At 57.4% G+C, this 26301-nt stretch carries 25 protein-coding genes; 15 read left to right on the top strand and 10 right to left on the bottom strand.

Translation table 11 applies throughout. From position 1 onward, the window contains the following. Positions 1–50 precede the first annotated feature (50 nt). Positions 51–935 (bottom strand): MBL fold metallo-hydrolase, encoded by an 885-nt coding sequence (locus ACGS9J_RS20460; protein ID WP_442232599.1) that lies wholly within the window; start codon positions 933–935, stop codon positions 51–53. Between the two features lie 108 nt (positions 936–1043). On the opposite strand from ACGS9J_RS20460, the gene ACGS9J_RS20455 reads away from it, so the two are divergent. After that, the gene (locus ACGS9J_RS20455) at positions 1044–1952 is read left to right on the top strand and encodes a LysR family transcriptional regulator (protein ID WP_442232598.1); all 909 of its coding nucleotides are present in this window, start codon (positions 1044–1046) and stop codon (positions 1950–1952) included. A 317-nt stretch (positions 1953–2269) separates the two neighbouring features. Next, positions 2270–3424 carry an MFS transporter gene (locus tag ACGS9J_RS20450; RefSeq protein ID WP_442232597.1) on the top strand — a complete coding sequence of 385 codons (1155 nt, stop codon included), beginning with the start codon at positions 2270–2272 and terminating at the stop codon, positions 3422–3424. Here ACGS9J_RS20450 and ACGS9J_RS20445 read toward each other — a convergent pair. Continuing rightward, positions 3414–4337 (bottom strand): LysR family transcriptional regulator, encoded by a 924-nt coding sequence (locus ACGS9J_RS20445; protein WP_442232596.1) that lies wholly within the window; start codon positions 4335–4337, stop codon positions 3414–3416. The two genes, ACGS9J_RS20450 and ACGS9J_RS20445, sit on opposite strands and share 11 nt — an antisense overlap. 126 nt (positions 4338–4463) lie before the next feature. On the opposite strand from ACGS9J_RS20445, the gene lysA reads away from it, so the two are divergent. Then, positions 4464–5726, top strand: a complete 1263-nt coding sequence (gene lysA, locus ACGS9J_RS20440) for a diaminopimelate decarboxylase (protein WP_442232595.1) — start codon at positions 4464–4466, stop codon at positions 5724–5726. 33 nt (positions 5727–5759) lie between these two features. On the opposite strand, the gene ACGS9J_RS20435 is transcribed toward lysA, so the two are convergent. From ACGS9J_RS20435 to ACGS9J_RS20425, 3 genes are all read right to left on the bottom strand, one after another. Continuing rightward, positions 5760–6062, bottom strand: a complete 303-nt coding sequence (locus ACGS9J_RS20435) for a helix-turn-helix domain-containing protein (RefSeq protein WP_442232594.1) — start codon at positions 6060–6062, stop codon at positions 5760–5762. Positions 6063–6067: 5 nt separating this feature from the next. Further along, the gene (locus ACGS9J_RS20430) at positions 6068–6412 is read right to left on the bottom strand and encodes a type II toxin-antitoxin system RelE/ParE family toxin (protein ID WP_442232593.1); all 345 of its coding nucleotides are present in this window, start codon (positions 6410–6412) and stop codon (positions 6068–6070) included. A 139-nt stretch (positions 6413–6551) separates the two neighbouring features. Next, positions 6552–7562, bottom strand: a complete 1011-nt coding sequence (locus ACGS9J_RS20425; protein WP_442232592.1) for a LacI family DNA-binding transcriptional regulator — start codon at positions 7560–7562, stop codon at positions 6552–6554. Positions 7563–7713: 151 nt separating this feature from the next. Here ACGS9J_RS20425 and ACGS9J_RS20420 point away from each other — a divergent pair, with 151 nt between their 5' ends. Continuing rightward, positions 7714–8169 (top strand): GNAT family N-acetyltransferase, encoded by a 456-nt coding sequence (locus tag ACGS9J_RS20420; protein WP_442232591.1) that lies wholly within the window; start codon positions 7714–7716, stop codon positions 8167–8169. Here ACGS9J_RS20420 and galR read toward each other — a convergent pair. Next, complete coding sequence (gene galR, locus ACGS9J_RS20415; RefSeq protein ID WP_442232590.1) at positions 8166–9185, bottom strand: HTH-type transcriptional regulator GalR; 1020 nt, start codon at positions 9183–9185, stop codon at positions 8166–8168. The genes ACGS9J_RS20420 and galR overlap by 4 nt on opposite strands. A gap of 219 nt (positions 9186–9404) precedes the next feature. Between galR and ACGS9J_RS20410 the strand changes: the two genes are divergently transcribed. From ACGS9J_RS20410 to lplT, 3 genes are all read left to right on the top strand, one after another. Further along, positions 9405–11663 (top strand): molybdopterin guanine dinucleotide-containing S/N-oxide reductase, encoded by a 2259-nt coding sequence (locus ACGS9J_RS20410; RefSeq protein ID WP_442232589.1) that lies wholly within the window; start codon positions 9405–9407, stop codon positions 11661–11663. A gap of 566 nt (positions 11664–12229) precedes the next feature. After that, positions 12230–14383 carry a bifunctional acyl-ACP--phospholipid O-acyltransferase/long-chain-fatty-acid--ACP ligase gene (gene aas, locus ACGS9J_RS20405; RefSeq protein ID WP_442232588.1) on the top strand — a complete coding sequence of 718 codons (2154 nt, stop codon included), beginning with the start codon at positions 12230–12232 and terminating at the stop codon, positions 14381–14383. Then, positions 14383–15579, top strand: coding sequence for a lysophospholipid transporter LplT (lplT, locus tag ACGS9J_RS20400; RefSeq protein WP_442232587.1), 1197 nt, complete (start codon positions 14383–14385; stop codon positions 15577–15579). The genes aas and lplT overlap by 1 nt, the downstream gene beginning before the upstream one ends. Positions 15580–15764: 185 nt before the next feature. Here lplT and ACGS9J_RS20395 read toward each other — a convergent pair whose 3' ends face one another. The 4 genes from ACGS9J_RS20395 to mutH form a co-directional block, all read right to left on the bottom strand. Then, entirely contained in the window at positions 15765–16805 is a 1041-nt protein-coding gene (locus ACGS9J_RS20395) for an NADP(H)-dependent aldo-keto reductase (RefSeq protein WP_442232586.1), read from the bottom strand. A 179-nt stretch (positions 16806–16984) separates the two neighbouring features. Next, positions 16985–17203, bottom strand: a complete 219-nt coding sequence (locus tag ACGS9J_RS20390) for a YgdI/YgdR family lipoprotein (RefSeq protein WP_442232585.1) — start codon at positions 17201–17203, stop codon at positions 16985–16987. Positions 17204–17375: 172 nt separating this feature from the next. Next, entirely contained in the window at positions 17376–18092 is a 717-nt protein-coding gene (locus ACGS9J_RS20385; protein WP_442232584.1) for a TerC family protein, read from the bottom strand. 95 nt (positions 18093–18187) lie between these two features. Then, positions 18188–18874, bottom strand: coding sequence for a DNA mismatch repair endonuclease MutH (gene mutH / locus ACGS9J_RS20380; protein WP_442232583.1), 687 nt, complete (start codon positions 18872–18874; stop codon positions 18188–18190). 696 nt (positions 18875–19570) lie between these two features. Between mutH and rppH the strand changes: the two genes are divergently transcribed. From rppH to ACGS9J_RS20340, 8 genes are all read left to right on the top strand, one after another. After that, positions 19571–20098, top strand: coding sequence for an RNA pyrophosphohydrolase (gene rppH / locus ACGS9J_RS20375; RefSeq protein ID WP_012146527.1), 528 nt, complete (start codon positions 19571–19573; stop codon positions 20096–20098). A 12-nt stretch (positions 20099–20110) separates the two neighbouring features. Further along, positions 20111–22357 carry a phosphoenolpyruvate--protein phosphotransferase gene (ptsP, locus tag ACGS9J_RS20370; protein ID WP_442232582.1) on the top strand — a complete coding sequence of 749 codons (2247 nt, stop codon included), beginning with the start codon at positions 20111–20113 and terminating at the stop codon, positions 22355–22357. A gap of 192 nt (positions 22358–22549) precedes the next feature. After that, a complete protein-coding gene (gene lgt, locus ACGS9J_RS20365) occupies positions 22550–23422 on the top strand; it encodes a prolipoprotein diacylglyceryl transferase (protein ID WP_262241013.1) in 873 nt (290 codons plus the stop codon). Positions 23423–23429: 7 nt separating this feature from the next. Further along, complete coding sequence (thyA, locus tag ACGS9J_RS20360) at positions 23430–24224, top strand: thymidylate synthase (RefSeq protein WP_442232581.1); 795 nt, start codon at positions 23430–23432, stop codon at positions 24222–24224. A 189-nt stretch (positions 24225–24413) separates the two neighbouring features. Further along, complete coding sequence (locus tag ACGS9J_RS20355; protein ID WP_442232580.1) at positions 24414–24920, top strand: prepilin peptidase-dependent protein; 507 nt, start codon at positions 24414–24416, stop codon at positions 24918–24920. Continuing rightward, complete coding sequence (locus ACGS9J_RS20350; RefSeq protein ID WP_442232579.1) at positions 24908–25486, top strand: prepilin peptidase-dependent protein; 579 nt, start codon at positions 24908–24910, stop codon at positions 25484–25486. Before ACGS9J_RS20355 ends, ACGS9J_RS20350 begins: the two co-directional genes overlap by 13 nt. Then, positions 25483–25929, top strand: a complete 447-nt coding sequence (locus ACGS9J_RS20345; RefSeq protein ID WP_442232578.1) for a YgdB family protein — start codon at positions 25483–25485, stop codon at positions 25927–25929. Before ACGS9J_RS20350 ends, ACGS9J_RS20345 begins: the two co-directional genes overlap by 4 nt. Then, positions 25919–26293, top strand: a complete 375-nt coding sequence (locus ACGS9J_RS20340) for a prepilin-type N-terminal cleavage/methylation domain-containing protein (RefSeq protein ID WP_442232577.1) — start codon at positions 25919–25921, stop codon at positions 26291–26293. The genes ACGS9J_RS20345 and ACGS9J_RS20340 overlap by 11 nt, the downstream gene beginning before the upstream one ends. The last annotated feature ends 8 nt before the right edge of the window (positions 26294–26301 follow it).

Genomic DNA, 26301 nt, shown 5'->3' with positions numbered 1-26301 from the left:
TTACGACGGCCGGGTTGCAGTAACGCGTTGGCCTGGGTGTTTCGGCGTGCTTATTGCGGCCACTTCATTTCGCCTTTCAGCACCTTGGCGCTCAATTCCAGGCTGGATTCATCTTTCAGGGTCGGGTAGTGCTTTTTCATTGCCGCAACCAGTTCGGCAGAATCCTTGGCTTTCGGCAGTTCAGCTTCCAGCGTGGTCAGGTAGTTCTGGGTAAAGGTGACGGATTTCAGCGTCTGGTCGGCGCCCGGCAGGAAATGGCCTGGTACCACCACCTCAGGTTTCAGCGCCTTGATGCCTTCCAGCGTTTGCTGCCAGTGCGCGCGGGATCCCAGGGTCTGGTTATCGGCAATCCACGGATGGATATTGTCACCGGCGACCGGAACACCGCCCACGACCGCTTTCAGCGCCGGGATCCACACGTAGGTACGTTCCGGCGTCGGGCCGGTCAGGCCTTTCACTTCCACTTTCTGACCGTCAACGGTGAAGCTGTCACCCTGCAACGCCTGAGGGACCACCACCGACTTTGGCGCGTTGTCTTTCAGGATTGGGCCCCAATAAGCCACTTTGCCGTCTTTGGTGGCGTTGATTTCTTCGATGGTGCCCGGCGACGCGATGATTTTAGCTTCTGGAAACGCCGCTTTAATGACGTCCAGGCCAAAATAGAAATCCGGATCTGAATGGCTGATGTAAACGGTAGTCAGCTTCTTGCCGGTCGCTTTGATCTTTTCCACCAGCGCTTGTGCGTCGTTGCGCTGGAATTGGGCGTCGATCAGCGCAACTTCGTGTTGGCCGCTGATGATTTCAGAGGACACCGGGAACACACTTTTCTCACCTGGGTTATACACTTCCATCGTCAGGGTATTGGCTGCGGTAGCGTAGGTGCTTACTGTGGCGATACCGGCAAAGGCCAGGGTCAACAATGATTTATTAAACATGGGCAGAGGTCCTTGGGATGCAATTAATGTTGTATAGATGTTAGGTTGCATAAAGCGATAGAAAAACCGGATAATGAGCAATTATTCATTGCGTAAATCGGACGAATCATGGATCGCATTACCGCAGCTGAGGTTTTTATCACCATCGTTGACCGTGGCAGCATGATTGCCGCAGCGGAAACCTTGGAAATGTCGCGGGCGATGGTGACGCGTTATCTGGCTCAGATGGAGCAATGGGCCGGCGCGCGTTTGCTGCATCGCACCACCCGCAAGCTCAGCCTGACTGATGCCGGTGAGCGCACGCTGGAGCGATGCAGACAGATGCTGGCGCTGGCGGGTGAAATCGATTTGGTCGAAGGGGAACAGAGCGATGAACTGCGCGGCTTGCTGCGCATTACCTGTTCACAATCCCTGGGCCAGACGGCGCTGGTGGGCGCGGTGGCGCAATACCTGAAACGTCATCCGCAGGTCGCGGTGGATCTGCAAATGAATAATCGCACGGTGAACCTGGTGGAGGAGCGTATCGATCTGGCGCTGCGTATCACCAATGAACTGGATCCCAATCTGATAGCCCGGCCGTTGTCCTCCTGTGCCTCCGTGGTCTGCGCTTCCCCGGCCTATCTGGCGGCGCACGGCACGCCGCGTCACCCGCAGGATTTGGCGTTGCACAACTGCCTGACCTATTCCTATTTTGGCAAAAGCCTGTGGCATTTTGATCTTCAGGGCGTGAAGTCGGCGGTCGCGGTCAGCGGTAATCTGAGCGCCAACGAATCGCTGGTATTGATGGCGGGGACGGTGAAGGGAACCGGTATTTCCATGCAGCCTTACTATTCGGCGGCCCCTTTGCTGGCCAGTGGTGAATTGATTGAGTTGATGCCGGACTATCGGCCCCAATCCATGGGGATTTACGGCATTTATACTTCACGCCGTCAGATGCCGGCGACGTTGCGCACCATGTTGGACTTTTTGGTGGAGTGGTTTGCCAACGATGTGGAATGGCAGGCGACGCTGCGCTGATAGCGTTAACACGGCAGCAACATTTGCACACATTTTTCATCATGAGCGCATTCAATCGTTTAGCGGGCCAAGCATGGCTTTTTGTGCGCAGCGGTCGCTTTGTCACTGGTTTTGACGCGGGTCGACGTGCTATTTCTGTAGCGTGAAAAGTGTGAATAAGACTTAATAATTATAGGGTTAAGATGTTAACCCCGCTCTTTGAACACCCTCTCTGACCCTTTTTCGCGGGCAGCCTGCCGGGCTGCCCGTCAATTTTATGTGTTTTTACCGGCCCCGCGTGCCTGACACCGGGGCTTTGTTGACTGGGAGCTTTACGCATGCCTGTTTCTCTGCTCGCACTGGCATTAAGTGCATTTGCTATCGGCACCACCGAGTTCGTTATCATGGGGTTGCTGCCTGAAGTGGCGGGGGACCTGCAGGTCTCCATTCCTTCCGCCGGCTGGCTGATCAGTGGTTACGCCCTCGGCGTGGCCATCGGTGCGCCCATCATGGCATTGCTGACCGCGAAGTTGCCGCGCAGGAATACTCTGCTGCTGCTGATGGTGATTTTCATCTTCGGCAATATTATGTGCGCCCTGGGGTACAACTATAACTTCCTGATGCTGGCGCGCATTGTCACCGCCCTGTGCCACGGGGCATTCTTCGGCATCGGTGCGGTAGTGGCGGCGAATCTGGTGCCGCCAAACCGCCGTGCTTCCGCCGTCGCCCTGATGTTCACCGGTCTGACGCTGGCGAACGTACTCGGCGTTCCGCTCGGCACCGCGCTGGGGCAGGCACTGGGCTGGCGTTCGACGTTCTGGGCGGTGGCGGTGATTGGCGTGTTCTCTTTGCTGGCGCTGTATAGCAAGTTGCCAAAGGGGCAGGACGAGGCACCGACCGATCTGAAAAAAGAGCTGGCGGCGCTGCGCGGCGGCGGCATTTGGTTATCGTTGTTGATGACCGTAGCCTTTGCCGCATCGATGTTCGCGCTGTTTACCTATATTGCCCCGTTGCTGACAGAAGTGACCGGCGTTTCGTCGCATGGCGTCAGTTGGACGCTGTTGCTGATGGGCGTGGGCCTGACACTGGGGAATATCCTGGGGGGACGTCTGGCGGACTGGCGTTTGCCGTTGACGCTGACCTGCACTTTCCTGGTGATCGCCTTCTTCGCGGCGCTGTTCAGTTGGACCAGTCATTCAATGGTACCGGCAGAAATCACCCTGTTCCTGTGGGCTGCCGCGGCGTTTGCCGCCGTGCCGGCGCTGCAGATCAACGTCGTGACCTACGGTAAAAAGGCGCCCAACCTGGTGTCTACGCTGAACATTGCCGCGTTTAACGTCGGTAATGCCATCGGTGCCTGGGTCGGTGGTGTGGTGATTGCGCAGGGGCTGGGACTGACCAGCGTGCCGCTGGCGGCTGCGGGGATCGCGCTGCTGGGGCTGGTGCTGTGTCTGGTGACCTTCAGCCGTGCCAAGCGCCCGGCTAGCGCGTAATGACGGCGGCCAGACGGGCGGGCAGCGTCTCCGCCTGCTGCTGCAAATGTTGAGTAAAGGCCGTGACCAGCGCCGATGCCGGGCGATGCAGCGGCCTAATCAGACTAACGGTAAAGGGCACATCAACGCTGAATGGCCGCACGTGCACGCCGTTGCTGGCGTAATCTAGCGCCGTCAGCGGGTTGACGATCGACACCCCCACACCGGCTTTGACCATGGCGCAGACCGATGCTGCGCTGTGGGTTTCCATCACCAGGCGGCGGTTAACGCCTTCCTCACTGAACAGCGAATCCAACAGTTGGCGATAACTGTCGGTGTTCGACAGACTGATAAAGTTTTGCCCGGCAAAGTCCTGCGGCGTCAGCCGTGTTTTCGCCAGCAGCGGATGCCCGGCCGGCAAGACACACACTTCATTCAACGTCATTAACGTCATGCGCTCGGTGCCCGCCGGCGTCAGGGTGTTTTCCGTCAGGCCCAAATCGTGGCGCTGCGCCGACAGCCACTCTTCCAGCAGCGGTGATTCCTGCGGTATCACGCTCAAACTCACTTTCGGGTAGCGATCGATAAAGGGTTTGCACACGGCCGGCAGCAGCGACTGCGAAAATACCGGCAGGCAGGCTATCGAGAGTTGCGCCTGTTGGAACTGGCGAATGCCGGCGGCGGCATTGACGATGCGATCCAGGCCGTAATAGGAACGTTGAACCTCTTCTAACAGCCGCAGGCCCTGCACCGTGGGGGATAACCGCCCGCGCACCCGTTCAAACAGCTGCAGTTGGATCAGTTTCTCGAAGCGTGCCAGCTCGCGGCTGACGGTGGGCTGTGAGGTCTGTAGTAGCGCGGCGGCCTCGGTCAGATTACCGGTCGTCATCACCGCATAAAAGATTTCAATCTGGCGCAGGGTTATGGCGTGCATCGGTCGATTCCATCATCAGCAAAGCCATATCATAGATGAATAGACTATAGCTAAATAGATATTTTCCACGCAGGGAAGAGTGCGGCAATATTGACGGTATACCATTTTCGAACCGAGAACTTCACGATGCCACGCGCTTTGCACGACACTTCTACTGCTCTTAACGCCGCTAACCTGCTGGCTTTACCACAGCGTTTCGGTTGCCCGGTATGGGCCTACGACGCCGCGATTATCAGCGAGCGCATCAGTCAACTGCGTCATTTTGATGTGATCCGTTTTGCCCAGAAGGCCTGCTCGAATATCCATATTTTGCGCCTGATGCGCGAGCAGGGCGTTAAGGTGGACTCGGTGTCGTTAGGTGAGATTGAACGCGCGTTGCAGGCCGGTTTTCAGCCGGGCGGTGAGCCAAGCGAAATCGTGTTTACCGCCGACGTGCTGGATCATGCAACTCTGGCGCGCGTCAGCGAACTGAAAATCCCGGTCAACGTCGGGTCGATCGACATGCTGGAGCAACTGGGCCAGGTCTCTACCGGGCATCCGGTGTGGCTGCGCATTAACCCTGGTTTCGGCCACGGACACAGTCAGAAAACCAATACCGGCGGTGAGAACAGCAAGCACGGTATTTGGTATGCCGACTTACCCCAGGCGGTGGAAAAAATTCAGCAATATGGTCTGAAACTGATCGGCGTGCATATGCATATCGGTTCGGGCGTGGACTACCAGCATCTGGAGCGCGTTTGTGATGCCATGGTGCAACAGGTGATCGACCTCGGTCAGGACATCAGCGCGATTTCCGCCGGTGGCGGTCTGTCGATCCCGTATCAGTACGGTGAAGAAGCGATTGATACCGAACACTATTTTGGCCTGTGGAACAGTGCGCGCGAACGTATCGCCGCCCACCTGGGGCATCCGGTAAAACTGGAAATCGAACCGGGTCGTTTCCTGATGGCGGAGGCCGGTGTGCTGGTCGCTGAGGTACGCGCGGTGAAAGATATGGGCAGCCGGCACTTCGTGCTGGTGGATGCCGGTTTTAATGATTTGATGCGCCCGGCGATGTACGGCAGCTACCACCATATTTCTCTGCTGCCGGCCGATGGCCGCGATACCGAACGCCAGCCGCTGCGCGATACCGTGATTGCCGGGCCGCTGTGCGAATCCGGCGACGTCTTTACCCAACAGGCCGGTGGCGGCATTGAAACCCGCGAGTTGCCGCCGGTGCAGGTCGGCGATTATCTGGTGTTCCATGACACCGGCGCTTATGGTGCGTCAATGTCTTCAAACTATAACAGCCGCCCGCTGCTGCCGGAGGTGCTGTTCGAGAACGGCGAACCGCGGCTGATCCGTCGGCGCCAGACTATTGAAGAGCTGATTGCGCTGGAACTGATCTGAGGCTTTCGGGCGCAGTTCACTGCTGCGCCCGATTTACAGCGTCATCCGCCGATGCTGGCCGTTGGGAAGCTGGACTTCCAGTGACAGCGTACCGCCCATGGCTTCAATATAGCGTTTGAGCGAAGAGAGTTTAATTTCGCTGCCGCGTTTTTCCAGATTGGCGACCGAGGGCTGGCTGATGCCAAGTCGCTTCGCCAGCTCTACCTGAGATACCGCCAGTTCTTCCCGCAGCATTGCCAGCCGCAGTTCAAAAATTTCTTTGTCCGCTTTTTGTCGCGCCGCTTCGACGACGACGGGATCGAGCCTGTCGATCAGGTTTGCTAAAGGCTTGGCCATTTACGTTACCTCTGGGTTGCCAAATACTGTGAAAACTCTTTGACGGCGATCGGCAACATCTGCTGATAGAAACGCTTATTACCGGTTTTATCGCCGCCACATAGCAGGACCGCTTGTCGTTGCGGATCGAAAGCGAAGAAAATCCGCAATGGGCGACCGCGATGTTGAATGCGTAATTCTTTCAGATGCTGTATTGGGTTCTTATGATGCAGCGTGTCGGCATGAGGACGCGCCAATAAAGGGCCAAACTCCTGCAGTTTGAAGATCCCCACCAGCAGACTTTTTTGTTGATCGTCGCTTAATGATAAAAACCAGTTGTCGAATCGTTCGACGGTTACGACCTGCCACATACCACGCTCCGAATATAGCCCATATGCTATATAGTGTAAAGGTTATTGTTGTGACAATATGCGGGCTGGCGGCAAGGAAGGGAAACGGCAGTGAAGGAAATGCGGCGCTGTACGCAATCAGCGGCAGCGCCCGAAGGGATCAGTTGGCGTAGGGGCCTGGAACTACAGATTCACGTAGCCGAAGTTCGCCGGTGAACGGGGGAAGCGGCTGTATGTTTTCCCCATTGATCAGACGAAAAGCCTGGCTGATGGCAGCTTCGATCATCACGTCGATCGGCAGATAAACGGTGGACAGTGCAGGTTGCAAATAGGCGGCGCTGGGTTCGTCGTCAAAGCCGAACAGCGAAATATCCTGCGGCAGCCGCTTGCCGGCATCGTGCAGCGCCTTCATCGCCCCGACGGCCATGTCGTCGTTGCAGGCGAACAGCGCGCTGAAGTCGATATTTTCGGCCAGTAAACGCCGGGTGCCTTGATAACCGCTTTGCACGCTGCTGTCGCCGTAGGCCACGCGGGCGTCATTGAAGGCGATATGGTGCTGTTCCAGCGCCTGTTGATAACCCGCCAGTCGCGCCAGAGCGGTGGGCGTGGCAATGGGGCCGGTAATGCAGGCGATCTCGCGATGTCCTTGTTGAATCAGGTAATCCACCGCACGGAAGGCGGCCCTTTGCTGTTCGAAGAACACGCAGCGTGCACGCGCCTGCGGCAGATCCCGGTTGATCACCATGATCGGCACTGGCAGGCTGTCCAGCAGGTTCATCAGCGTAGTTTCAGACATGAAACGGGTATACAGGATGATGGCGTCACAGCGGCGATCGGCCAACAGCTGCACCGCCTGCAGTTCATCCTCCGGGGTGTCGTGGCCATCGGTCACTATCAGATGCTTGCCGCTGGCCTCGATCAGCTTGGCGGCCTGGCGCAGCAGACGCCCGAAGTAGGGACCGTCGAAATTGGACATCACCAGCCCAATGCTGTTGGAGCTTTTGTTCGCCAGCGACTGGGCGAGAAAGTTCGGTCGGTAGCCCAGATCGTCCATCGCCTTGAACACCGCCTCGCGGGTGCTTTTTTTCACCTGGCCGGTGCCATTCAACACGCGTGAAACCGTGGCTTTAGATACCCCCGCGCGAAGGGAAACATCCAACATGGTGATCATCAGTGGCTTACCCCTTTCAACATCCGCTGTGGCAAATAACGCTCAGTCTAGCATAGGCTTAGCCCTTGGCTGCGCGGCATTTTTTCGTCAGGATTGTGTTGTGGCAAAACGTCCGTAGACTGGCCCCAGGCAATGGGAAAAGAGGGAAGACATGATGGAGATTGTGCTTCTGGCGGATTATCCGCAGCATCGTGAGCAGGTGATTGACTGGCTGTGGCGGGCGTTCGGCAGCGAAAGCAGCCGGGCATTTTTCGCCAGCGTGGTGGACAGCGGACTGCGTGGTGCGGATTTGCCCATCACCTTTATTGCCCTGCTGGACGATAAATTGGTCGGCACCGTCGGCTTATGGCGCTGTGATCTGATCGGTCGTCAGGATTTAACGCCCTGGCTGGCGGCGCTGTATGTCGATGAAAGCCGGCGCGGCAGCGGTCTGGGTCTGCGGTTGCAGCAGCATGTGCAAGACTACAGTCGGCGCGCCGGTTTCAGTGAGCTTTATCTGTACAGCGATTTCAGCGGTTATTATGAGCGCCACGGTTGGCGCTACATTGGCGACGCGCTGGATTATCCCGATCGCCCGGTGCGACTGTACCACCGGAAATTGATCTAGTTCTGCTCGTAAACGTTATTGATGCTGGCCACCGAATGGCGACGCACCAGCGTCGGGCTGAACATGTTGGTGATCTCCGGCAGCGGCTGGTTGTTGGCCAGCGCCAACGCCAGTTCGGCCGCCTGGGTCGCCATGGCCACCACCGGATAGCGGATGGTGGTCAGGCGTGGCCGCAGGTAGCGTGAAATCAGCACGTCATCAAAACCAATCAACGACATCTGGCCCGGCACATCCACGCTGTTGTCACTCAGTACCGAAAGCGCGCCGGCGGCCATTGAGTCGTTGTAGCAGGTGACGGCGGTAAAGTTTTTCCCGCGTCCGAGCAGCTCGGTCATCGCCTGTTCGCCGCCAATTTCGTCCGGCTCGCCGTAGGCAATCAGTTTTTCATCTACCGCAATGCCATGCTCCTGCAAGGCATCGAGATAGCCCTGCAGGCGGTCCGCGGCGTCGGAAATCTGGTGGGTTGAGCAAACGATGGCAATACGTTGATGCCCCTGTTGGATCAGGTGGCGAGTCGCCAGCCAGGCGCCGTAACGGTCATCCAGCGCCACGCAGCGTGATTCAAAGCCCGGCAGCGTGCGGTTAATCAGCACCATGCCCGGGATCTGCTGCATCCAACCGCTCAACTCGCGATCGGTCAGCTTTTTGGCATGCACCACCAGCGCCGCACAACGGTGGCGCACCAGTTGTTCAATCGCCTGACGTTCTTTTTCAGCCTCGTGGTAACCGTTGCCAATCAGCAGGAAATTGTGGGTGGCGTAGGCCACCTGTTCCACCGCTTTGACCATGGCGCCAAAGAAAGGATCGGACACGTCGGAAACGATCAGTCCTAGCGTTTCGGTCGATTGTTGCGCCAGCGCGCGGGCGTTGGCGTTCGGGTGGTACTGCAGTTGTTCCATCGCGGCCAGCACTGCGGTGCGTGAGCCCTCGCTGGCCTTGGGAGAATTGTTTATTACGCGGGATACCGTGGCTACGGAAACACCCGCCAGCCTGGCAACATCCTTTATGGTAGCCATATCTGTCATACATCCTGGGTAATCGCTTACATTCCTCAGTCTTGCGGAAAAAGTCCGGGGCTGCAAGCGCTGGCGATCGTAACTTGTGGCGGCTGTTGCAGATATGGGCGATTTATCGTGCGCTTAGACCTGCACCGCTCAGTGATAGAGCCATTTGTGCTTTGGCGCGGCACGCCGGCTAATGTTATTTTTGTGCATCTATTCCAGGCTGAGAACCGCATGTCGATTAAACGTTATCCGCAACTTGCTCACTGGGGGGCGTATACCGCCGTGGTTGAAGACGGCAGGCTTATCCGCTGTGAGCCGTTTGCCGACGATCCGGACCCTTCCCCGATGCTCGATTCCATCGCGCCCATGGCCTATTCCGACAAACGCATCCGCAAGCCGTCGGTGCGTCGCTCCTGGCTGCAAAAGCGCGAGGGCAGTGACCGCACTTTGCGCGGCCGTGAGGATTTTGTCGAAGTGGACTGGGATCTGGCACTTGATCTGGTGGCGGAAGAAAACCGGCGTGTGCGTGATCGCTATGGTCCCTCCGGCCTGTTCACCGGCTCCTATGGTTGGTCATCCGCCGGGCGTTTACACCACGCGCGTTCGCTGGTGCGGCGTTTTTATTTCGGTGGCGGCGGTGGCGTTGACCAGTTGGGCAACTACAGCTGGGGGGCGGCGCAATTCTTCCTGCCGTATGTGATCGGCACTTTCACCCCGTTGACCGGGCGCGTCACCAGTTGGCCCAGCGTGGTCGAGCACTGTGAGCTGTTTGTGGCCTTCGGTGGCCTGGCGCTGAAAAATGCCCAGGTCTCCTCCGGCGGCGCGGCGGAACATTCGCTCAAACCCTGGCTGCAAAAGCTGGTGCAGAAAGGCACGCCGGTGATCAACATCAGCCCGATGCGCGATGACTGCCCGGAGTTTGTGAATGCCGAATGGATCCCGATCCGGCCCAACACCGATGTAGCACTGATGCTGGCGCTGGCGTATGAAATTCAGCGCCGTGGCGCTCAGGACGAAGCCTTCCTCTATAGCCACTGCACCGGTTATCAGCAGTTGGCGGATTATCTGCGCGGCACCGACGACGGCGTGGCGAAAACGCCCGAATGGGCCAGTGCGATCACCGGCATTCCGGCGGCGCGTATCGGCTTGCTGGCGCAGCAACTGATCGGTGTGCGCAGTTTTATCACCTGTTCCTATTCGGTTCAGCGTGCCCACCGTGGCGAACAGCCGTACTGGATGATGATTGCCCTGTCGGCGATGCTCGGCCAGGTGGGGCTGCCGGGCGGCGGTTTCTCCTTTGGCCACGGTTCGATGAACGGCGTCGGTAACCCGCGGGTGGACACACCGGGGCCAATGATGCCGGTCGGCGCCAATCCTTGCGGGCTGGCTATCCCGGTGGCACGCATCTGCGACATGCTGCTGCAACCCGGCGAACCTTACCAGTTCCGTGGCGAGACGCACCAGTATCCGGATATTCATCTGGTGCACTGGGCCGGCGGTAACCCGTTCCATCATCACCAGCAGTTAAACCGGCTGGTGGAAGGGTGGCAGAAGCCGGATACGGTGATTGTGCAGGATATCTGGTGGACGCCCGCGGCGAAGATGGCAGACATCGTGTTACCGGTCACCACGTCACTGGAACGCAACGATATCGGCGGTTCATCACGCGACCGCTATGTGCTGGCGATGCATCAGGCCATCGCGCCGCAGCATCAGGCGCGTAACGATTTTGATATTTTCGCCGATCTGGCGGAACGGCTCGGTTACCGCGAAAAATTCACCGAAAACCGCGACGAACGGGCCTGGATCGAATCTATTTATCAACAATGCGGACAGGCGCAGGCGGGCACCGGGGTGGAATGGCCCGAGTTTGAGGATTTCTGGCGCAAGGGCTACGTCGAACTGCCGGCACCGGCGAAAGAGTTCGTGTTCTTTGACGACTTCCGCGCCGATCCGCAGGCCAACCCGCTGCAAACGCCGAGCGGCAAGATTGAGTTGTTCAGCGAGAAAATCGCCGGTTACCGCTATGCCGATTTTGCCCCGCATCCGCAGTGGCAGCCGCCGGTCGAATGGCTGGGCGCGCCGCAGGCCAAAGAGTGGCCGCTGCACCTGATTTCCATCCAGCCGAGTGACCGTCTGCATAGCCAGATGGATCCGGCTCCGCTGGCGCAGGGCAATAAAACTGCTGGGCGAGAAACGCTGTATATGCACCCGGAAGATGCGGCAAAACGTGGCATTGGTGAGGGGGCGGAGGTGCAGGTCAGTAACGCCCGTGGCAGTTGTCTGGCGGGCGTCGCGATCACCGATGGCGTCACCCAGGGCGTGGTGCTGATGGCTACCGGAGCCTGGTTTGATCCGGGTTTTGGCGCCCAGCGCCTGCAGGTAGAGCAATCCGGCAATCCGAACGTATTAACGTTGGATATTGGCACCTCGCCGTTGACCCAGGGGCCGAACGCCATGAGTTGCCTGGTTGAGGTGAGCGTACGTTAAACATTCAGGCCTATGGTCGCTCGCCATGCAGCGGCACGAAAGGCGACGAGGATACACCGCTGGTTACACTTTGCGCCCTAATGTTGCGATTGGTCGCTGGCCGGTTTTCGGCTCAGCAGGGTAAATTGAACGTCCCAGAGGTATTGATTGGTGAGTTTCAGCAACTTGTTTGTTGAGCCCATATTGATTTGCACCAACCTACGCAGATGCGTAGGTTTTTTTTTGCCTGTAGCCCCGCCGTCCCGCCTGCGCAAAATCCGATTTTGTATTTTTATTCCGCAGGACTATTTACATTTCATTGAGTTATTTCAGCATGTCGCGGGAAATTTACAGCTGGTTGCATTTAGAGCAAAACTCTTGCGATTGATCGGTAGTTTCTTAATCGCCACCTCTCTAGAGTAGGTGATCCCAGAGGTATTGATTGGTGAGAAATCAGCATACTCTGTATGTTGAAGCCATTTTCAATTGCACCAACCTACGCGGATGCGTAGGTTTTTTTTTGCCTGCCATATAGTATTCTTTTCCCTACAACCATTTACGCTCATCTTGGCCAAAGGGAGAAGGGCATGATCTTTTCAATGCTGCGGGTGCTGTTTCGCTTGTTGTACCGGGTACGGGTCGAGGGCGACGCCCGGCATTTCGACCAGAAAAAGCTGCTGATTACGCCCAATCACATCTCCTTCCTCGACGGCATTTTGTTGGCGCTGTTTTTGCCGATCAAACCGGTGTTTGCCGTCTACGCCAGCATTGGCGATCGCTGGTTTATGCGCTGGTTACGGCCTTATATCGACTTCGTTTCGCTCGATCCCACCAAGCCGATGGCCATCAAGCAACTGGTGCGTATGGTCGAACAAGGGCGGCCGATTGTGGTGTTCCCCGAAGGGCGCATTACCGTTACCGGCTCGCTGATGAAGATTTACGACGGCGCCGCCTTTATCGCGGCCAAATCGGGGGCGACCCTGGTGCCGATTCGGCTCGATGGCGCCGAGTTCAGCCCTTTTGGCCGTATGGCCGGGGTGTTCAAGATCCGTTGGTTCCCGCAGATCAGCATTCGTATTTTGCCGCCGACGTCACTGCCGATGCCGGTTGCGCCGCGCGCCCGTGAACGTCGTATGCTGGCCGGGGACCGGTTGCATCAGATCATGATGAAGGCGCGTATGGACACCCGCGAACCTCAGACGCTGTTCCGTGCTTTGCTGGCGGCACAGCACCGTTACGGTCGGCGCAAGCCGTGCATTGAGGATATTAATTTCAAGGAAGACAGCTACCAGACACTGATCAAAAAAGCGCTGGGCGTCAGCCGCATCCTGCAGCGCTTTACCGCCGAGGGCGAGCATGTGGGTATGCTATTGCCGAATGCCACCATCACCGCCGCGGCGATTTTTGGCGCTTCGCTGCGCAACCGCATTCCGGCGATGCTCAACTACACCGCCGGCTCCAACGGCCTGAAAAGCGCCATGACCGCCGCCAGCCTTAAAACTATCGTCACCTCGCGCCAGTTCCTGGAGAAAGGCAAGCTGACGCATTTGCCCCAGCAGGTGCCAGAAGCCCATTGGGTGTATCTGGAGGATCTGAAAGATACCGTCACCCTGGCGGACAAGCTGTGGATCCTGCGCCACTTGCTCCAACCGGCGCGCGCTATGCTGCCGCAGCAGCCGGACGATGCGGCGATGATCTTGTTCACCTCCGGCTCGGAGGGCAATCCGAAGGGCGTGGTGCATTCCCATGCCAGTCTGCTGGCCAATGTTGAACAGATCCGTACCATTGCCGATTTCACCCCGCGTGACCGCTTTATGTCGTCGCTGCCGCTGTTCCATTCCTTTGGCTTGACGGTCGGGTTGCTGACCCCGCTGATGACCGGCAGCCGTATCTTCCTGTACCCCAGCCCGCTGCATTACCGCGTGGTGCCGGAGCTGGTGTATGACCTCAACTGTACCGTGCTGTTCGGCACCGCCACTTTCCTCAATAACTATGCGCGCTTCGCCCATCCGTATGATTTTGCGCGCTTGCGTTACGTGGTGGCGGGGGCGGAAAAACTGGCGGACAGCACCAAACAGATTTATCAGGACAAATACGGTATCCGCATCCTGGAGGGTTACGGCGTGACCGAATGCGCCCCAGTGGTGTCGATCAACGTTCCGTTGGCGGCCAAAGTGGGGACCGTCGGCCGCATTATGCCGAATATGGAAGCGCGGCTGATGAAGGTGCCGGGCATCGATAACGGCGGGCGCTTGCAGTTGAAAGGGCCGAATATCATGAAAGGCTATCTTCGGGTGGAACACCCCGGCGAGCTGGAGCCGCCGGCGGCAGAGGATGAGCATGGCAACCTGCAACCGGGCTGGTACGATACCGGCGATATCGTCACGCTGGACGAGCAGGGTTACTGCGTGATCCGCGGCCGGGTGAAGCGCTTCGCCAAACTGGCGGGTGAAATGGTCTCGCTGGAAAGCGTGGAATTGCTGGCACAGCGCGTGGCACCGGAAGGGCAACACGCCGCCACGGTAAAAAGCGACAGCAGCAAAGGCGAAGCGCTGGTGCTGTTCACCACCGATGCAGGCGTGACCCGCGAAGCCTTGCTGCGGGCCGCGCGCGAATTGGGCAGCCCTGAACTGGCGGTGCCGCGCGATATTCGTTTGTTGAAAACGCTGCCGGTGCTTGGCAGCGGTAAACCGGATTTTGTGACCCTGCGTAATATGGCTGAACAGCCGGAGACTGTCTGATGAACCTGTCGTTGAATACTGACTCACCCTTGCTTTCACGTAGCATGGTCGCGGTAATTTGCGCCCAGTTTCTCTCCGCGTTCGGCGACAATGCACTGCTGTTCGCCACATTGGCGTTGATCAAGCAGCAGCTCTATCCCGATTGGAGCCAGCCGATTTTGCAGATGGCGTTTGTCGCCACCTACATCATTCTCGCGCCCTTTGTCGGCCAGGTTGCCGACAGCTTTGCCAAAGGGCGGGTGATGATGGTGGCCAACGGACTGAAACTGGCCGGTGCGTTGGTGATCTGTTTCGGGCTGAATCCGTTCCTCGGCTATAGCCTGGTGGGCGTGGGCGCAGCCGCCTATTCACCAGCCAAATACGGGATTTTGGGCGAGATCACCGGCGGTGAGAAACTGGTCAAGGCCAACGGTCTGATGGAAGCTTCCACTATCGCCGCGATCCTGATGGGCTCGGTGGCCGGCGGCATTCTGGCCGACTGGCACGTGGTAGCGGCGCTCGCAGTGTGTGCGCTGGTTTACGCTGCGGCGGTGATTGCCAACCTGTATATTCCGCGCCTGCCGGCGGCGCATCCGGCGGCTTCATGGACGCCGCGCGCCATGACTCGCGCTTTCTTCAACGCCTGTGCGGTGCTGTGGCGTGATGGCCAGACGCGTTTCTCATTGATTGGCACCAGCCTGTTTTGGGGCGCTGGGGTCACGCTGCGCTTTCTGCTGGTGCTGTGGGTGCCGGTGGCGCTCGGTATCGCCGATAACGCCACGCCGACGTTGCTCAATGCCATGGTGGCGGTGGGAATTGTGGTTGGTGCGGGGGCCGCTGCTCGCTTCGTCACGCTGGAGACGGTGAAACGCTGTATGCCGGCCGGGATTTTGATCGGCGTGGCCGTGGCGGTATTTGCGCTGCAAACCACCCTGTTTAATGCCTATGCGGTGCTGTTGATTATCGGTGTCTTGGGCGGTTTCTTTGTGGTGCCGCTGAACGCACTGCTGCAGGAGCGAGGCAAAAACTCGGTGGGGGCAGGAAACGCGATTGCGGTGCAGAACCTGGGTGAGAACACCGCCATGCTGTTGATGCTCGGGCTCTATTCTCTGGCGGTTAAAGTCAGCGTGCCGGTGGTCGGCGTGGGGATCGGCTTTGGCGTGGTGTTCGCACTGGCGATCAGCGCGCTGTGGCTGTCGCAACGACGGGCAAAATAACCAAAGGGGCGCGGTTTAGGCGCCCCTCAGAGTGCTGACAAAGTCCTCTGTAGTGAAACGTTATGTTTTGTGTACGAATAAAAACAAAGGATGATGTCTTCAGGTTTACCTCAAACATCCGAAAACCACGCTTTTCGGGTGTTTGTCATCAAACTAAGGGGCGCGGTTTAGGCGCCCCTGATTATTTAGGGCGCAGGGATGGTAAAGCGGGTGTGGATCTCTTCCAGCCCCTGAAGCACGTCTTCATTCAACACCAGGTCGAAACTGTCGATGTTGGTTTTCAGCTGTTCCAGCGTGGTGGCGCCCAGCAGGGTGCTGGCCACGAAGGGTTGCTGGCGTACGAATGCCAGCGCCATCTGCGAAGGATCCAGCCCGTGTTTTTTGGCTAATGCGACATATTCGGCAATCGCCAACTGGGTATGCGGTGCAGAGTAACGATTAAAGCGGCTGAACAGCGTATTTCGCGCCCCGGCCGGTTTGGCACCGTTCAAATACTTGCCGCTCAGGGTACCGAACGCCAGGCTGGAATAGGCCAACAGTTCGACACCTTCGTGTTGGCTGATCTCCGCCAGGGCAATCTCAAAACTGCGGTTCAGCAGGCTGTACGGGTTCTGAATCGAGACGATGCGCGGCAGCTCGTGCTTTTCAGCCAGTTGCAGGTAACGCATCACGCCCCAAGGCGTTTCATTAGACACCCCGATATAACGAATTTTGCCGGCGCGCACCTGTTCGGTCAGCGCTTCCAGCGTTTCCAGCAGGGTGACGGTAGCCTTCTCGTCGGTGTACTGATAATTGAGCTTACCGAAGAAGTTGGTTGTGCGCTGCGGCCAATGCAACTGGTAGAGATCGAGATAATCGGTGTTCAGGCGTTTCAGGCTGGCATCCAGGGCGACGCGGATGTTTTTGCGATCCAGCGCCTGCTGCGGACGGATACTGCTGTCTGTTCCGCGTACCGGCCCGGCGATCTTGCTGGCCAGCACCAGCTTCTCACGGTTGCCGCGCGCCTTGATCCAACTGCCGATGTACTGTTCGGTCAGCCCCTGGGTTTCAGGGCGGGGCGGTACCGGGTACATTTCTGCGGTATCGATCAGGTTGACGCCAGCGGCTAATGCATAGTCGAGTTGCGCGTGGGCATCGGCTTCACTGTTCTGTTCGCCAAAGGTCATGGTGCCCAGTCCCAGCACGCTCACTTCTAAAGAACTGTGGGGAATACGGTGGTATTGCATTAACGGCCTTCCTTTCGTGTTAGCGCTTACGGGCTATACACCCGGTAAAACAGGAGCCAAACAATCTGCAAGGCGGTGATATCGCCTTTGCCGACTATAACCAAGCCGAGAAGATGGGGGAAGTGGATTCAGTGCGGGAGGGCTATCGCGCAGCACTGGGGCGATAGCCGATCGGGAAACTAGCGTTCGATGACCTGTGAAACCTGATCGCCGTTGATTTGACGACTGTTGCCTTTCTCGTCTTTGTAGCTGATCAGACCGGTATCTTGGTCAATTTCGGGCTTGCCCTGAGTCAGGATCATATTGCCGTCTTTGGTCGCCATCACGTAATCGCTGGAGCATCCCGCCAACCCGACGGCCATCACCAACGCAGACACTGCCATTACCCACTTTTTCATCCTGCGGATCCTCAGTTAAATATGCAAAAAGAAGCTTCTTTTAAGATTAGCAAACTCTGGGGGCGTCGTGTTTCGGATAAGTCCTTATCTCTGTAAGAGAAAGTGACATTAAAACCAGGATAAGGGGAGACAAATATTAACGGGAGCGGCTGGCGCGGCTCCCGTTGGGGGATTACTCAGAGGCGGTTTTTTTCTTGCTGCGCATCAGGTTGAGCGCTTCGACCGACATCGAGAAGAACATCGCAAAGTAGATGTAGCCTTTCGGCACATGCACCTGGAAGCTTTCCAGCATCAGGGTGAAGCCCACCAGGATCAAGAACGCCAGTGCCAGCATTTTCACCGAAGGATGACGGTTAACGAACTCGCCAATCGGCCGGGCGGCAAACATCATGACACCCACGGCAATCACTACCGCCGCCATCATGATAAACAGATGATCGGACAGGCCTACCGCGGTAATCACCGAGTCCAGGCTGAAAATGATATCCAGTAACATGATCTGCACGATGGCACCGAAGAAGCCGTGCACTTTCGTGTGGTGTTCTTCGTCCGATCCTTCGATGGTTTCATGGATCTCTTTACTGGCTTTCCAAATCAGGAACAGCCCGCCCAGCAGCAGGATCAGATCGCGGGCCGAAACGCTGTGATCCATGACGCTAAACAGTGGATGGGTCAGACGGATCACCCAGGCGATAGAGGCCAACAACCCCAGACGCATTAACATGGCACCGGCCAGCCCGATGCGGCGCGCCTTGTTCTGCTGCGCTTTCGGCAGTTTAGACACCACGAGGGAAAGGAAAATAATGTTATCAATACCCAGAATGATCTCAAGAATGGTCAGCGTACCTAACGCTAACCAGGCATTGGGATCCATAATCCATTCGAACATTGCCAAACCACACCTTAATAAAAAGCAAAGGCTGAATTATACGCGTTTATTGATACGGCGATACTGTTAGCTAAACGCGGCCTAAACAAAAGCGATCATATTAAGAAATGTCTTGCCAATAAGGCCGCAGTGAAGCTTTTTTTCAGATAGAAACCGCGTGGCAATGTGAGGATCGGCTGGCCCTGTTCGCCTATGGCTTCGGTCAGGGCTTTACTGTTGGCCGCTTTGGGCCGCAGTTGCAGCACTTCACCGTGTCGTGCGGTGATGCGTTCTACGTGACCGAGCACGATCAAGTCCATCAGCTCTTCCCAGTCGCGGCGCAGCATCTCTTCTTCTTCTGCATTTGGGCTCCACAACAGCGGTGAACCGATGCGCCGTTGCGCCAACGGGATTTGTCGCTCGCCTTCCACCGGTATCCACAACACCCGCGCCAGCTTGTGGCGTACGTGGCTGCTGGCCCAGGTCACGCCGCTGTTGCCGGTCAAGGGGGCCACGCAAACGAAGGTGGTTTCCAGCGGCTTGCCGGCGGCGTCTATCGGGATGGTTTTCAGCTCGATGCCCAACTCGGGAAAGTCCTGCTCCGGTTTGCTGCCCGCCATGGCGCCAAGGTACTGCTCCAGCAGCATGCCAACCCAGCCTTTATCCCGCTTCAGGTCATTGGGGATGGCTAACTGCGCTCGTGCCGCCAGTTCACCCAACTGACAGCCGGCAAGCTGCTGCGCCCGTGCAAACAGTTGTTGTTCGTTTTCTGGAGGAGGGGGCAGAGGAGATAAAAACGCCATAATACGAACCTGTTAGATTTGGTTGAAAAACGTACTGTATTTGTACACAGCGAACCTTGGCGGGCAAGGTCTGGGGAAAAGAATAATAGTAGCATGATTTTCCATGACTTTTTTCCTGGCTCATGGCGGGGAAAAAATTCCGGGCGACGCTTGTGCACCTGAAGCCACCGACAATAAACAGGATCTTACACCTATTTATCCACAGATTTATGGGATAACCCAAATTTTTACCGATCACTGGTTCGATTTACAGCCTTGACTCAGCCACTTTTTTGCGAATTTGTCCGTTTTGTGCGTAACTCATACGGATAATCTGTGGATAAAAACGACGTTGGTGGATCTTTCACCAGGGCAAGATCCTTAACGGACTTGGATCACATTTTTGCCCTGCATATGGCTGTTGATGGTTTTATAACTTCATGTTTTTAAATTAATAATATGATTTATGTTTTCACGGCGTTTTTGAGTTCACCAGAGTTTTACCGGCTTATCCCTTGAGTTCTTCACACACCTATCCACAGAAAAAGTGAATAAAACCACGTGCAAACTGCCTCGCATGTTTATAACTTTGCCATTATCTGTGAGTTATCCCAATGTTATCCGGTCTGCGGCGCGGTAAAGCAGTGGTTTACCGCCTGTAGCTTGTGTGAAACAATCAGGGCATCTATGCGAATTTAAGCTTATCGAGGTAGTCCGGTGATCGATGATGATGGCTACCGCCCGAATGTTGGTATCGTAATCTGTAATCGTCAGGGGCAAGTCCTGTGGGCTCGCCGTTACGGTCAACACTCCTGGCAGTTTCCCCAAGGTGGGATAAACCCTGGCGAAACCGCAGAACAGGCAATGTACCGTGAGCTGTTCGAAGAAGTGGGGCTGAGCAAAAAGGATGTGCGTATCCTGGCCTCAACCCGCAACTGGTTGCGCTATAAATTGCCAAAACGTTTGGTGCGTTGGGACACAAAGCCGGTTTGTATCGGCCAAAAGCAGAAATGGTTTCTGTTGCAGTTAATGTGCAATGACGCTGATATCAATATGCAACGCAGCAGCACGCCGGAGTTTGACGGTTGGCGCTGGGTGAGTTTTTGGTATCCGGTGCGCCAGGTGGTGTCGTTCAAACGCGACGTTTACCGCCGGGTGATGAAAGAATTCGCCGTCACCGTGATGCCGATGCAGGAGCAGGCAGCACAGCGGCAGACCCCCGCTTATCGCCGGAAGAGAGGTTAAGTTAAGCCGACTATGCTCACGCGCTTGCGAGAAATTGTTGAGAAGGTGGCCGCGGCGGCCAGCCTGACAGATGCGCTGGATCTTTTGGTCAATGAAACCTGTCTGGCGATGGATACGGAAGTCTGTTCCATCTATCTGGCGGATAACGACCGCCGCTGCTATTACCTGATGGCGACACGCGGGTTAAAAAAACCGCGTGGGCGTGCCATCGCATTGGCATTTGATGAAGGCATCGTTGGTTTGGTCGGACGCCGTGCGGAGCTGATCAACCTGGCAGATGCGCAGAGCCACCCCAGCTTCAAATATATTCCCCAGGTGAAGGAGGATCGTTTCCGATCCTTCCTCGGCGTGCCGATCATTCATCGTCGCCAACTGCTGGGCGTACTGGTGGTGCAGCAGCGTGAGCTGCGCCAGTTCGATGAAAGTGAAGAGTCTTTCATGGTGACGCTGGCCACGCAAATGGCCGGGATCCTCTCGCAGTCGCAACTTAACGCCCTTTTTGGCCAATATCGTCAGACGCGCATCCGTGCATTGGCGGCATCGCCAGGCGTCGCGGTGGCTGAAGGTTGGCAGGACAGCAGCCAGCCATCACTCGATCAGGTTTACAAGGCCTCGACGCTCGATACCGCCAGCGAGCGGGAACGCCTGACCCAGGCGCTGGAAGAAGCCGGCGCGGAATTCCGCCGTTTCAGCAAGCGCTTTGCCGCCAGCTCGCAAAAAGAGAGCGCGGCAATTTTCGATCTCTACTCTCACCTGTTGAATGACGCTCGACTCAAGCGCGAACTCTTTGCCGAGATTGATGCCGGTTCCGTGGCGGAATGGGCAGTGAAACAGGTGATCGAAGTCTTTGCCGCCCAGTTTGCCAGTCTGCAAGACACTTACATGCGTGAGCGCGCCAGCGATCTGCGTGCGCTCGGTCAGCGCCTTTTATTCCACCTCGACGATACCACCCAGGGCGCAACCCAGTGGCCGGCGCGTTTTGTGCTGGTGGCTGACGAATTGACCGCTACCCTGTTGGCCGAAATGCCGCAAGACAGGTTGGTGGGCGTGGTGGTGCGCGACGGTGCCGCCAACTCTCATGCCGCCATTCTGGTGCGGGCAATGGGCGTGCCGACGGTGATGGGGGCGGATATTCAGCCGGCGCTGCTCAGCCAGCGGCTGCTGATTGTCGACGGTTATCGCGGTGAATTGTTGGTTGATCCGGAGCCGGTGCTGGTCCAGGAATACCAGCGGCTGATCAACGAAGAACTGGAATTAAGCCGTTTGGCGGAAGACGACGTCGAACAGCCGGCCCAACTCAAAAGCGGCGAGCGAGTGCAGGTGATGCTTAACGCCGGTCTTAGCCCTGAACACGAACAACTGCTGGGCGGGCGGGTCGATGGCGTTGGCCTCTACCGTACCGAAATTCCTTTTATGCTGCAGAGCGGGTTCCCTTCAGAAGAGGAACAGGTCGCCCAATATCAGGGCATGCTGCAGCTGTATCCGAACAAGCCGGTGACGTTGCGCACGCTGGATATTGGTGCCGATAAGCAACTGCCTTATATGCCTATCAGCGAAGAAAATCCGTGTCTGGGTTGGCGCGGTATCCGCATCACCCTGGATCAGCCGGAAATCTTCCTTATCCAGGTACGCGCCATGCTGCGGGCTAATGCCGGTACCGGCAACCTGGGCATTTTGCTGCCGATGATCACCAGCCTGGAGGAGATCGACGAGGCTCGCCGCCTGATCGACCGCGCCGGGCGGGAAGTGGAAGAAGTGTTGGGATATGAAATCCCGAAACCCAAGCTCGGCGTCATGCTGGAAGTACCGTCGATGATCTTCCTGATCCCGCATCTGGCGGGGCGGGTGGAGTTTATTTCGGTGGGCACCAACGACCTGACCCAATACCTGCTGGCGGTGGATCGCAACAACACCCGAGTGGCGTCGCTTTACGACAGCCTGCATCCTTCCATGCTGCAGGTGCTCAAGATGATTGCCGTTCAGGCCCAGGCCGTCGGGCTGCCGGTGGGGCTGTGTGGCGAGCTGGCCGGCGATCCAATGGGGGCCTTGCTGCTGGTGGGCATGGGCTACCGCAACCTGAGCATGAACGGACGTAGCGTGGCGCGCATCAAATATCTGCTGCGGCATATTGAGCTATCCGACGCCGAAGCGCTGGCACAGCGGGTGCTCGGCGCCCAAATGACCACCGAGGTGCGTCATCAGGTGGCGGCGTTTATGGAACGGCGCGGCATGGGCGGTTTGATCCGCGGCGGCAAGTAACGCCGTAGGCTGACTGATTTTTTTACAGAACTTTTCCCTGCAGGCCAGTCCGGAGGCGGTTAAGCTTATGCTATTATCCGCCTCCTCAACTGTGTTGAAAGCAACGGAAAAGAGTGCTCCCGCTGCGTTTCACCGCGTTTGGCACCTGCCGCCCCCGGATGGGGAAGAATAATAGACATGTTGTGGTGATAGATGACCAATAGCTATCTGGCGTTTCCTAAATTTGATCCGGTGATTTTCTCTATCGGCCCGGTTTCTCTGCATTGGTACGGTCTGATGTACCTGGTTGGCTTCGTTTTTGCCATGTGGCTGGCGGTACGCCGTGCCAACAAACCGGGCAGCGGTTGGACCAAGGATGAAGTAGAGAACCTGCTGTATGCCGGTTTCCTCGGTGTGTTCGTCGGTGGCCGCGTTGGCTATGTGCTGTTCTACAACCTGCCGCTGTTCCTGGATAACCCGCTCTACCTGTTCAAAGTCTGGGATGGCGGCATGTCGTTCCACGGTGGGTTGATGGGCGTGATCCTGGTGATGTTCTGGTTCGCTCGCCGCACCAAGCGCACTTTCTTCCAGGTATCTGATTTTATTGCCCCGCTGATCCCTTTCGGTCTGGGTGCCGGCCGCTTGGGTAACTTTATCAACGGCGAACTCTGGGGCCGCGTGACCACCGATACCCCCTGGGCGATGCTGTTCCCCAGCTCGCGTGCGGAAGACGTAGCGCTTGCCGCCGCCGATCCGCAGTTGCTGCCGATCCTGAATCAGTACGGCGTGCTGCCGCGCCACCCGTCTCAGCTGTATGAACTGCTGTTGGAAGGCGTGGTGCTGTTTATCATTCTGAACCTGTTTATCCGCAAGCCGCGGCCAATGGGGGCCGTCTCCGGCCTGTTCCTGATTGGCTATGGCATATTCCGCATTATCGTCGAAGCTTTCCGCCAGCCGGATGCCCAGCTCGGCCTGTTCGACGGCGTAATCAGCATGGGGCAGATCCTGTCCGTTCCTATGGTGGTGGCCGGTATTATTATGATGATTTGGGCGTACCGTCGTCGCCCGCAGCAACAACTGTCGTGAGGAACAAATGAAACAGTATCTGGATTTGATGAACAAAGTGCTCGCCGAGGGCACCCCTAAAGCCGACCGTACCGGCACTGGCACGCTGTCGATTTTCGGCCACCAGATGCGTTTCAATTTGCAGGAAGGCTTCCCGCTGGTGACCACCAAAAAGTGTCATCTGCGTTCGATCATCCATGAACTGTTGTGGTTCCTGAACGGCGACACCAACGTGGCTTACCTGAAGGAAAACAAGGTCAGCATCTGGGATGAGTGGGCCGACGAAAACGGCAGCCTTGGCCCGGTGTACGGTAAACAGTGGCGCGCCTGGGGGGCTGCTGACGGTCGTCAGATCGACCAGTTGACCACGGTGCTGAACCAACTGAAACAGGATCCGGATTCACGCCGCATCATAGTTTCGGCCTGGAACGTGGGTGAGTTGGACCAGATGGCGTTGGCGCCATGCCATGCGTTCTTCCAGTTCTATGTGGCGGACGGCAAATTATCTTGCCAGCTGTACCAGCGTTCATGCGATGTGTTCCTCGGCCTGCCGTTCAACATTGCCAGCTACGCGCTGTTGGTGCATATGATGGCGCAGCAATGTGATCTGGAAGTGGGTGATTTCGTCTGGACTGGCGGTGATACCCACCTGTACAGCAACCATATGGAACAAACCCGGCTGCAGCTGACCCGTGAACCGCGTGCGTTGCCGAAGTTGGTGATCAAACGCAAGCCGGCATCGCTGTTCGATTACCGTTTCGAAGATTTTGAAATCGAAGGTTATGATCCGCATCCGGCCATCAAGGCACCGGTTGCCATCTGATACTTACCGTATAAGGTATCCCCAGGGGCGCACAGGTTGCGCCCTTACTTTTTTCTGCCGTTGCACCTCTGCGCACTGCTTCGCATTTTTTTGCGCTGTCTCCTCCATTGCATAGAAAGCTTGCGCAGTGCGCTTCAAGCCGGACAAACCGCCCTTTATCGTACTGCGTGCCTGATTACACTGGCCGTCATGAACGATGAGATGATTTTCAACCATGATGGCCAGCGCGGCATGACGCTGATTGAACTGCTGGTGGTGATTACCCTGGCGGGCCTGCTGACGGGCTGGGGCGTTAGCCACTGGCGTCATTATCAGCAGGCCTTGCGTCTGGAACATACCGCGCAGCAACTGCTGGCATTTCTCAGCCGGTTGCAGGCAGACGCCAACTGGCGTAACCGCACGGCGTTGCTGGGGATTAAAACCGGCGATCCCTGGTGTATCGGCGAAGGTCAGGCGCCGGTGAATTGCACCGCGCTCGACGAGGATGTGTTCAAACCGCAGTACCCTGATGTACGACTGGCGGGCCATACCCAAAAAGAGATGGGGTTTTATGGCCTGCGCAACAATGCGCAGGCAGGGCATCTCGTGCTCAGCAACGGTGCAGGCCGCCTTAGGCTGGTGTTGTCCGCCAAAGGACGGCTGCGGTTATGCAGCGAAGAGGGGAGCATGCGGGGGATTGCAGCATGTCAGTCCTAGAACGCGGTTTTACCTTGCCGGAGGTCATGCTGGCACTGACATTTGGCAGCCTGATCACGCTTGCAGCCGCGAAAACCTACCCGGTGTTGCGCCAGCACAGTGTCGATGTCGGCAGGCACTATCGGCTGGAGTCGGTGCTACGGCAATTGGCGTTCGGCATCGAGAAAGATCTGCGTCGGGCCGGTTTCTGCGCTGGGCAGTGCCGCGGGCAACCCATCTTGATTAGCCGCGTTCCCGGAGAGGCGGCAGGCAGTTGCGTGATAGTCGCCTATGACATCACCCGCAGCGGTCGCTGGGAAACGCTGGGCGCTGACGCCGGTTATTTCGGTTATCGTCTGCGGCAGGGCATGTTGGAAGGGCAGCGGGGCGTGAAGCATTGTCGGGGAACGGGCTGGGAGCGCCTGCTCGATAACGACGAAGTGCGCATCGACGCTTTCAGCGTAAAGACGAACCAGGGCGACAGCGGTAAAACCTGGGCCACGCTGGCATTGAGTGGCCGTTCGAAAGCGGATGGCGGCATACGGCGTAGCCTGGTCTGGGCGGTCAATATGGCCTCTCTGCCATGAACATGGGCGCAGAACGGGGTGGCAGTACCCTGGCGGCAGTGATGATGCTGCTGGTGATGGGGCTGATGTTGTTGAATGCTCAGCATCGCCAACTGGATAACGCTTTACTGTTGGCAGCGGACGAGAAGCGCTATCTACAGGCATATCAGCAGGCCGCCTCTGCGCTCAGTTGGGGCGTCGCGCAGTCTTGGCCGCGTGGCCGACTCACCGACAACGGCTGGTGGTGTCGGCAAAGCGCCGAATTACGCGCCTGTGCAAAATTATCCGCTCAGGCGGGGATTGTGCTGGTGCGTGGTGAAGCGCCGGTCACCGGCGGGGAGCCGTTGCGGTTATATCAACGGGCCAAACCTGAGGGGGCAGGCGGCGAGATCGGGCTAAGGGCGGAAAGCGGCGGTTGGCTGGATTTCTGCCCTGAAAAAAAGCAGACGGACTGTGCGGATTAAGCTGCATAACGCGTCCGGCGCAACGCCAGGGGGCCAACGGGGCTTCAGCTTGCCGGAGGTCCTGATTGCCGCGTTGCTGTTCGCGGTGTCGCTGCTGGGATTGTTACAGTATCATCAGGTGCTGTTGCAGTCGTTCCAGCGTCAGTGGCAGTATCGACAGGCCTGGTCGTTGGCGCATCAGCAATTGGAAGTTTTCGCCGCTACCGGGCGCGTGGATGCCGCGCTATTGCCACCGCCCCCCGGTTGGCGGCGTGAGACCGGCTTAAGCAGCCCGGATGTCGGCTGCCGGCGGTTAACGGTAAGAATACAAACGCCCCAACGGCAGTGGGCGGAACTCAGTCGTTGGTACTGCATACGCCAGTGATCCGGCAG

It is taken from the genome of Serratia quinivorans, from assembly GCF_052113645.1.
Classification (GTDB): Bacteria; Pseudomonadota; Gammaproteobacteria; order Enterobacterales; family Enterobacteriaceae; genus Serratia; species Serratia quinivorans_B.
The sequence above is the reverse complement of the archived record's forward strand: the minus strand, read 5'-3'. Positions and strand labels throughout refer to the sequence as shown.